This window comes from Methanosarcina sp. A14 (genome assembly GCF_001729375.1).
Lineage (GTDB): Archaea > Halobacteriota > Methanosarcinia > Methanosarcinales > Methanosarcinaceae > Methanosarcina > Methanosarcina barkeri.
The window spans coordinates 1-9,312 of record NZ_LZPK01000054.1; the positions used below are offsets into that span (position 1 = coordinate 1).

Below are 9,312 nucleotides of genomic sequence, written 5' to 3' on the forward strand. Positions count from 1 at the left end.
GACAAACTTTCGCACAAATTTCACAGACAAGGCAGGCTTCACTGTCTTTCATTTCCAGAAAATCCGCATCTAACAAACCTCTTGTTATAGCTCCAACAGCTCCAACTGCCAGGTTGCCTTTGGGGCATGCCTGTACGCAGGTCCCGCAGCCAATGCATCTTTCAGGGTAATAGATTAATTGCTTGCCTTTTATTTCAGCAAAGACAGACAATATCATATCTTCTTGCATTTTGCTAACCTCCCAACATTGTTCTGTGCAACTACTGCCGCACAGCAGTTCGTTATCGTGTTGAATGACCATTTAACCGCATATTTCACAGCACTGAATTCGCTTTTTTTGCGTATCGGAACTTCTACATCTACAGAGTTCTAGGAATAGACCTTCTCCCCTGCATCCAGAAGGATTGGATACCCTCTGTATGAGGAAGTTTTTCAGTGTTCAGAAACCAGGCGCAGAGTTTAGGATAATCCTTCGTTTTTTCAGAGCCGAGAATAAGTCGGTCCCTTTTATACTACTAGCTTCCTCAGACGCCTGTTTGTTTACCGTGACCGCCATTTCCCCCAAATTAACGATCTTTAATCCATTGTTTCCGATGGTCGCTCCGGCAAGGATATGGGATGGACCAGGCATGCAGCTTTTCGTTTCGCAGGTCACGTATATGCGCTCCCCACCTGCGCTTCCCACCCTGGACGTCGAGCTCTCTATTTGCAATATTGAGCATCTGGATACCGATTAATGCCACTGAAGTCAGGAAGCCATGAAAGAGAACGACCTATTCAATCTGTGAAAGCAGTTCAGGATCTTTTATCTGCTTCATGATTACTTCCATAGCTTCTTTCTCTAAGTGCGAGTTTTTATGCAATGTATACACCCCCAAAGGTTCAACTGCTATTATTTTTGAATCTGAATATCAGATAAGATACTGTGCATATTTATATAATAAATATAATATATAATAGTTATTAAACAATATTTATTCTCAATAAATGTTGTTCGTGAGTTGCAGAAAACAATATCATAAAAATCTCTACAATTATTATTTAGCAAATTCAAAACCATTTAAAAGTTCAATACACGATGAAGCATCAGGCGATGCAAAAAGTTAAACACTGAGTAAATTTCGATTATACTTTGGTACTTAGGAATGATCATGTAGAAGAAACAAATTTAAAGTTGAAGTTAAATAACGAGCCATCTGTATACGATATTTTAATGCAATAAAATAAATAAAAAAACGAAATAATTTTGGGGTAAAACTTCGTTATGTTTTGACAGACATAACGTTATATATAGTTTGCATGCTTTCATGGTTATTGAGGATCACAGAAGATAAAATCTTGTTCAAAAAAAGTTTCAAATCCCCGAAAAGATTCAGGTTCATGTTCAGGCAAAGGTAAAATGCTGAAAAATCAACCTTTGGACCTCCACCCATGAGCCCTCAACTTAATTCATAATAGAATATGAACAGAGAAAAATAATTCTCTATTCCAGAAACTTGCCTATTCTCAGAGAAAATAAAATCCATTATTTCACATCCTTGCTCCAAATAGAATATAATAATGGGTTTTTTAAGAGATAATGGCAAGAGGGGAAGTTAAATTTCAAAAAAAAGAAGGATGGGCTTGTTTTGGCAAGATTTAATATATAAATTTAAAAGGTTCAATTTGGGTGTAAATGTTGGGCTCTTGAAATAAGTATGTTCCTGTAGTTCTGTGATCCTCATTTGATAGCTAAAAAATTTAAGTTTAAAAAAGCAAACCTTCTAAGGTAATTCTACGGCAAATTCCAGTAAGAAAGGATAAGAGCAAGCTTCAGATACAAAGATACAATGAAATGTACTCAGACAAAACTCTCATAAAATTGGAAGAATCTATTTTTTGCATCTATACATAATGATATTATCCATTTTCTCAATATGAAGAAATTTCCATATTCGGAGAAGCAGGCTTCTCAAGAGGAAAGTACTATTCATATTAATATATAGAATAAAGCCATATTATATATACGCAAACTATATTATCAATTAGATCATAAGTGAGAAAGCAAGTGTTCATAATAAACACTTGAAGGAGGAGCAAGGAAATGAAATTAAGTGCACGCAATGTTTTAAAAGGAAAGGTTAAAAGTATTGTTACGGGGATGGTCAATTCTGAAATCGTAATAGAATTGCCTGGCGGAGTAGAAATGACATCTATCATTACAAAAACCTCAGCTGAAAATCTGAAGCTAAAAGAAGGAAGCGAGGTATACGCAATTGTCAAGGCTTCAAATGTGATAATCGGTACAGATTAATCCCCAATTCATTTCATGCACAAAGCATGAAAATTAGTAAGTAATGTTATTCCACTCTGCAAGAGTCCATTAAACCCTGCTTATTTTTTGATGGCTGTGGCTTAAAAAAGTAAAGTATGACGTACATTTGCAGAGTGTGAATAATTTAATATCAGTTTGTGTCTTTAGCGGGACATTATTAATTAGGATTTATTTTTAAATTTAATTTTCATAATCTAGACTCAATTTTCAGAATTGATAGCGTTTTACTAAAAAATTTTTACCTTATGATAATCCATTTTAATAAGCGTTTTGCTATCTCTTACATAAGATTATCCCGAAAATAAAAGACATGGTCATTATGTTGGATAAGGTATGGTTTCCTTTATCTCTTACGCTCTGGGTAGCAACCATATCATCAGTTCTGGTCCTTTGCACTGGCATAATCATAGCTTATGTATTTGCGAGGCGTGATTTCTGGGGAAAAGAACTTGCAGAGCTTTTAGTAACACTACCTCTAGTTCTCCCACCCACCGTAATAGGATATCTTCTGGTTATTTTTGTAGGTAGAAAAGGCCTTCTTGGCCATTTCATTTACAACTTTTTTGGCACTGGGATCATGTTTACCTGGCAGGCAGCAGTCATTGCGGCTTATACAGTTTCCCTTCCTCTTATGGTGAGAGCTGCTCAGGCAGCCATTGAAGCAGTAGATAAAGAGCTTGAATATGCAGCCTATATCCTTGGAAGAAGTGAAACTGAAACTGCTCTCCTAATAACCCTCCCCCTTGCAAAAAGGGGTATACTGGCCGGGCTGGTACTCAGTTTTGCAAGGGCTGTCGGAGAATTCGGAGCAACACTTATGCTTGCAGGGAACATTCCGGGAAAAACGAACACAATGTCTCTCTCGATATACAGTGCTTTTCAGGCAGGCAATGATGAACTTGCTCAGACTCTGGTCTTAATCCTTATTCTTATATCCCTGCTGGCTATATCTCTAACTGGACGATTCATAGGAAAATTAGAGGTATAGTTTTGGGCGTTAAAATTAAACTTAAAAAACAGTATAACGAAGCTAATACCAATGAGAAAAAAGGCATTAAGAAATCCTTTGCGTTAGATGTCAGCTTTGAAATGGAAAACGAACTTGTCGTACTTTTTGGACCTTCAGGGTCAGGAAAGACCACACTGTTTAAATGCATATCCGGAATTACGGATCTTGATGAGGGAAAAATAACCGTAGGAAATAAAGTTTATTTCGACAAAGAGAATAAAATCAACCTGCCTATTCAGAAACGCAACCTGGGTTATGTTTTCCAGAGCTATACTCTTTTTCCCCATATGAATGTAAGAAAAAATATAGAATGTGGGCTCAAAGGCTGGGAGAAAGAATCCAAGGAAGAAAGGGTTCGAGAAATGCTAAGCCTTCTTCATATTGAGGAGCTGGAAACCCGATATCCATCCCAGCTGTCAGGTGGGCAAAAACAGAGAGTAGCTCTGGCAAGGGCACTGGCTCCCAAACCTGAAATTTTGCTTCTGGACGAACCATTCTCTGCACTTGATCTGGAAATTAGAACCAGACTTGCACAAAAAATAAGAGATTTGCAAACCAAAATTGGGATACCTGTGTTGTTTATCACCCACAGTTTGGAAGAAGCTTTCCAGCTTGCCGACAAGATTCTTGTCTTATATGAGGGAAAAGCTCAACAGTTCGGGACCCCGGAAGAAATATTTTATCATCCTAATAACTTGCATGTGGCAGAACTAGTTGGGATATCAAATATTTTCAATGACGCTTATGTTAAAGAATGTGACGAAGAGTCAAAATGTACAGTGTTAAAAAGTGGAGACCTGATTTTAAGGATAAAAACTCAGAGATTCGAACCTGGAGATAAAGTTTTCTGGGGAATTCATCCTGAGAACATCACTCTTCTTTTGCCTGACTCACGTTCTGAAAATCAAAATGACAACACTTACTCCGCCCGTATCAATAGTATAACCAATAAGGGACCAAAAAAGCGCATCACACTTAAACTTGCCAGATATAACAAAACCCTGACTGCAGAGGTGCCTGCGCAGTGTGTTGATGCTCTGAGACTGCATACAGGCGATCTATGCCTGGCAAAATTGGAAATGACTAAAGTAGTGGCATTCCATAAATCATAACTCAATGAATAACAATATTTAGAGATATAGAAAAAATTCAACTTTTGGCTGGTTATTTATAAGGAACATACTATCAATAGCGTAAAACATTGTGGTATAAGCATTATGATATAAGCATTATGATATTATTTTTTGGTATGCCATTACATCTAGCAGTTGCCCAAATTTCTCTCCTACTTCCTTATAATGCGCACATTTGCTAAAGCCGTTTCTCACAAATAAATTAATACTCTTAGAATTTTCTCCGCATATTGTCGCAATAAGTACGTGAATATTTTGCTTTTTTGCAATATCTTCAATGAACTTAACAGCCTGGCTGCCTATGCCTTTACCTATGTAATCCGGCTTTAAGTATACAGTTACTTCAGCAGTTCCATCGTATGCTTCACGCTTTTTGTACTGAGTCAATATTACATATCCATTAATTTTATCAGCAGATTTTATGACAAAAGTTTTATATTTAGGATTTTCAAAGAATACCAATTCTCGCATTTCATCTTTTGAGAAAGCATGCGCGTGAAAGGTTACATTTGTGTTGAGAACATAGTGGGTATAAATTTCCAAAACATCATTCAGATGTTCTTCCTTTATTTCATCAAAAATAACTTTGCACATTTTGATCTGCCTTTAAAAACTTAATTTTTTATATTAAAAAGTCATTCAATCAGATTGAATTATTTAAAAGGTTTCCTGATGGCCGTTATTATTCCAAGTATATAGGCCAATCCAACATAATACTGAATATCAACTATTATACCAACCCTATTCGTGGAATCTAAAATTTGAGACAAACATGAGAAAGTACCTGCAGCTTCCTTATTTTATGAAATTTACAAGAAAAAGGATCAAAATTTGGTAAAATTAGAAATGGATAAAGTGAGTGGTATTCCATAATTTTAAATCAATAAATAACAGAATTTGGATATGAAATAACCCCCTATGCTCAAAACTTGCTTCTTTGGATTTAGTATTTTAGTAGCTACTCAAATTCTTCTAATGAAACAGTTCCAACAATCCCGTTGATCAAAGTTAAAAACGGTTTTAGGGATCAGTTTGTTTTCTGGGTCTTTATTGATTTCAGTCACTGAATTTTGAAAGAAATCATCAATTTTTACGCTCCCATATAAAAATCTCAGCATTCTTCATGCAGATTGCTTATCCGTAAATCATTATTGAATCAAGTCTTACAGTCCTATCTTTGTCCAGTAACTGCAAGTACTACAATACTGGGTCTCACCATCGGAGTGCAATTTTAGTTTAGAATGGCATTTTGGACATATTTTTAGATGTTTCATGAACAAAACCCCTTCCTTCTTCTAGTTCTTCTTTTCACCTTATTATGGGAGTATGCTTCCTCTTAATATTATAAATAATTTATGTAAAATAGTAGCATAAATTGAACAGAAATCCCATACAGTACAGAGATTAGATTTTGCGGTTATAAAAAGGACAAATGAGTTCAATATAAAATACGATCAACAACTCCTATCATTTTCAGCCCGAAATAGAGCATTATAACTATGAATAGATGCTTCAAATGCTCGGGATTCATAAGATGAGCAATTTTAGCTCCGTTTTTTGCTGCAAGAAACGCCGGAAATGCAAGTAAAATCCAATTTAAAAGATTTACGTATCCAACAGAATAAGAAGGGAGTCCAGCCTTTCCCCAGCCATTGATTATGTACCCAATAGATCCACTAAAAGAGGTAAAGATTATTACTGCAGCTGAGGTCCCTATGGCTTTTCGCATATCTAAATGAAGAAAAATCAACATGATTGGAATTCCAATCACTCCTCCCCCAAGCCCTAAAAGACCAGAAAAAAAGCCTATGAAGATACCTGAAAAAATATAAGGTAATGGATTAGAGCTGATATATTTCGTTTCTGTAACTGCAGGAGTAAAGTAAGTTCTAACTGCACCAATTATAACTACGATTCCAAAAATTGTGCTAAGGATAGAAGCCGATAAGTAAGAAGCTACCGCTGCTCCCACGAAACTGAAGATTGATCCGAAGATCCCTATGATTGTTGCCTGTTTCCAAAGTACTGCATTCTTTTGATGGTAAATATGAGTAACATTTATGGCATTTAGCAGAACCACAAAAAGAGTTGTCCCAAAAGCTATCCTTATTGCAATGTCATGCTGAAGCCCAGTCTCCTGCAAAAGCCAGTACTGAACAGGAGACATGACAAAGCCTCCACCAATACCAAGCATACCTGAGACAATACCCGTAAAAAATCCTGTGAAAATAAGGATACAAAGGTAAAGGGGATCTGTAGGAGTCATTTTCAGTCAAGTATAATTTCTCTTATAATTACCTGATTTCTCGTTATTTTTCTCAATAAAAGAAAAAATTTGTCCTTTTTCCTCTTTTGGATATGCATTAACCTATGAGTTAATCAAAGTATGTATGTGAACTACTCCTTACTGAATTCCTTGACCTGACCAGGCAACTCTCGTATATTGGCTTGTTTACTCTTTAGTTAAATACAGTCTATGTTAAACTCTGAATCTATTGCGTTTGATTGCTGAAAATCTTGAATATAGATACAGAAAGTAGAAAATATTAAAAATTCCATAAAAGCCTGAAAAATAGAAGATTGTTTAAAATTAATTATCTAGGAAATATACCTGTAATGAGAAATTAAGACAAAATAGTTAAAAATACATTAAATAAAAATAAAGTGCCCGGAGCGTGACTCGAACACGCGACCTCCAGATATCTCAGGAGATTAAAGACGCCTCATATAATTGTCCCTATGAGTCTGGCGCCCCAACCATCTAGGCTATCCGGGCTTGCAACACACAAATGTACAAAGTTATATTAAAGTCTAACGATCAAAATACCGAAAAACCGGATTTTTTTCGTAATATTTACATGAAGAAGTTGTCTGAGAGGGAGAGATCTTGATAGAATAGCGCTGCCAGGAATCAACAGACAACTAGACTTCTACGAAATTGCCGCGACGGACCAGAAGCACCCGTTCAAGGACATATAAGAATAGTATGGTTATCATTAAAGTGAGGCATCCTGTCTCCTGCCACCAGATAAAGAAGAAGGAACAGAAGAGGTTGAAAGAGTTATCCGCAAAAATCAATTGCAATATTAATGTCGGCGGAAAAGGATTGCTTGTAAAACAAAAATTTCTCTTTGAGTAGTGATGCCATTGAAATCTAGATTCTTAATGGCATTTGGTGAAAATTGAATGATACCATTTTTGGTCTCTAAATACACCACCTAGTTGTTTTTATCTTCTGCATAAAACCCCAATAAGTCCAGACTGGATTTTAAAAATTGATATCAGAGATAAATGAAACGTGAAATTTTACTGTGGTGAGTGGCAGACGAAAGAAAAAATGAGATAAAATAATAAAAATCAAACTAAAAAACTGAAAAAAGAATTAAAAGGGAAGAAAGAATAAAAAAATTATACCTTTTTGAAAATGTCAGTACCCTGTGGCTTCTGCCAGCTGTTTGACCAGAGAGTCATCAGCAGTATTTCCGGTAACCACAAATACATTGTTTCCATTGCTCCAGATATAGGTATACCTGGGGACCTCGGTTCCTTCATCTGTGACGTAGTCTGCAATTCTCACAGCTGAATGCCCATTAAATGACTCTTCGACAAAACGGGAGCCTTCTGTTAATGGCTTGAAGGAAGACTTGTATGCATCTATTAGATTAGTTGTAGCCTCAGAATTCTCAAGCTCGATTACATCCATATAGAAGTCAGAATCGTTGTATTTGTACATGCTTTCGGTCCCTCCGACGACTTCGGAAACATTCTCTGCATTGTAATCGATTTTGATATCAGCTGTATTAAGAGAGAAAGACCCAACATATTCGAAACCTGAAGGAAGGTTTTCAAGTTTGCTAATGTTAGCCGCATTTTCAGCGGAATTTGTATTTGTACTTGATCCTGTATTTGTACTTGATCCCGAGTTACTCGAATCTGTTACACTAACCGAGGGATTGTTAAGCTCGCTATTGTTAGCTGCACTTTCAGCAGGATTTACATTCGCTTCCAGGCTACTCGACTCTGTTACATTAACTGCGGACTCATTAAGCTCGCTAACGTTAGCCGTGCTTCCGGCAGGATTTACATTTTCTCCCGAGCTATTGGGCTCTGTTCCATTGACTGTGGATTTATTGTCGCCAACACAGCCTGAAAATGCGACCATCAAAACCACAAGTGCAGATATTAAAGCCACCATTTTTTTCATAAGCTTCACCTAAAATCTGTATAATCCTGGAAATAACTATCAAGTTTAACCGGGATTTCAAAGTTGAAAGATCGCTTGAATTAAGAAATACGTAGATAAAAAGTTATCTGCAAAAGGAATTTAAAAAAGAATTAAAAGAGAGAAGAGTTAGAAAACCCTTCAATCAGAAATTTTAGTTGTTCCTCCTGACGAGGTAGACAACTCCAAGGAGTCCGACAAGTCCAAGAACAACTCCAAATCCTGGGGTGCTATTTTCTTCGGGCTTAGTTGCGTTATCGGTTGGTTCTTCTGGAGTAGTCGCTTCCGGAGTTTCTGGTGTTGCGTTCACATCTTCCGGAGTTTCGGTGGTGATATTAGCAGGAGTTACGGTTTCGTTGCCAACGGTTTCGTTGCCACTCGGTTTTGTGATGTCAGATACAGTGGTGTTATTACCGACAGTCCTCTCGACGAATGGGTAGTACCTGAGGTCGGAAGTTGAAGTGTCAGCGATCTTGAAGGACATACCCTCTGCAATGTCCTGATCAGAGTCTCTGGTCAGAGTAAAGGTGTCGTCATTGCTGATCTTTAGGGTATCTCCCTGTATGGAAACATCATTGAGTTCGCCGAATTCATCGTCAGATTCGATCTTTATAGCGTTTGCGTAGTCAATGAG

9 protein-coding genes and 1 tRNA gene are annotated in these 9,312 nt (G+C 36.8%); 3 read left to right on the forward strand and 7 right to left on the reverse strand.

Features of this window, described 5'->3' with window-relative positions:
- Positions 1–229, reverse strand: a 229-nt coding sequence (locus tag A9239_RS03495; protein ID WP_176722097.1) for a 4Fe-4S dicluster domain-containing protein, incomplete at its 3' end; no start/stop codon positions are given.
- A 210-nt stretch (positions 230–439) separates the two neighbouring features.
- Positions 440–631, reverse strand: coding sequence for an FmdE family protein (locus tag A9239_RS20125; protein ID WP_230669140.1), 192 nt, complete (start codon positions 629–631; stop codon positions 440–442).
- A gap of 1,452 nt (positions 632–2,083) precedes the next feature.
- Between A9239_RS20125 and A9239_RS03505 the strand changes: the two genes are divergently transcribed.
- The 3 genes from A9239_RS03505 to A9239_RS03515 all read left to right on the forward strand — a co-directional run bounded on the left by A9239_RS03505 (position 2,084) and on the right by A9239_RS03515 (position 4,435).
- Positions 2,084–2,293: a molybdopterin-binding protein gene (locus tag A9239_RS03505; RefSeq protein WP_048119823.1), complete on the forward strand. Its 210-nt coding sequence runs from the start codon at positions 2,084–2,086 to the stop codon at positions 2,291–2,293.
- Positions 2,294–2,624: 331 nt separating this feature from the next.
- Entirely contained in the window at positions 2,625–3,302 is a 678-nt protein-coding gene (modB, locus tag A9239_RS03510; protein ID WP_048119825.1) for a molybdate ABC transporter permease subunit, read from the forward strand.
- A 2-nt stretch (positions 3,303–3,304) separates the two neighbouring features.
- Positions 3,305–4,435 (forward strand): ABC transporter ATP-binding protein, encoded by a 1,131-nt coding sequence (locus tag A9239_RS03515; RefSeq protein WP_048154544.1) that lies wholly within the window; start codon positions 3,305–3,307, stop codon positions 4,433–4,435.
- 117 nt (positions 4,436–4,552) lie between these two features.
- On the opposite strand, the gene A9239_RS03520 is transcribed toward A9239_RS03515, so the two are convergent.
- From A9239_RS03520 to A9239_RS03540, 5 genes are all read right to left on the reverse strand, one after another.
- Complete coding sequence (locus tag A9239_RS03520; RefSeq protein WP_048119829.1) at positions 4,553–5,050, reverse strand: GNAT family N-acetyltransferase; 498 nt, start codon at positions 5,048–5,050, stop codon at positions 4,553–4,555.
- An 844-nt stretch (positions 5,051–5,894) separates the two neighbouring features.
- Complete coding sequence (locus A9239_RS03525) at positions 5,895–6,722, reverse strand: sulfite exporter TauE/SafE family protein (RefSeq protein WP_048119831.1); 828 nt, start codon at positions 6,720–6,722, stop codon at positions 5,895–5,897.
- Between the two features lie 399 nt (positions 6,723–7,121).
- Positions 7,122–7,232: transfer RNA gene (locus A9239_RS03530), tRNA-Met, on the reverse strand.
- A 651-nt stretch (positions 7,233–7,883) separates the two neighbouring features.
- Positions 7,884–8,660 carry a hypothetical protein gene (locus A9239_RS03535; RefSeq protein WP_052712675.1) on the reverse strand — a complete coding sequence of 259 codons (777 nt, stop codon included), beginning with the start codon at positions 8,658–8,660 and terminating at the stop codon, positions 7,884–7,886.
- 172 nt (positions 8,661–8,832) lie between these two features.
- The coding region (locus A9239_RS03540; RefSeq protein ID WP_141706358.1) for a PGF-CTERM sorting domain-containing protein at positions 8,833–9,312 on the reverse strand (480 nt) is incomplete at its 5' end.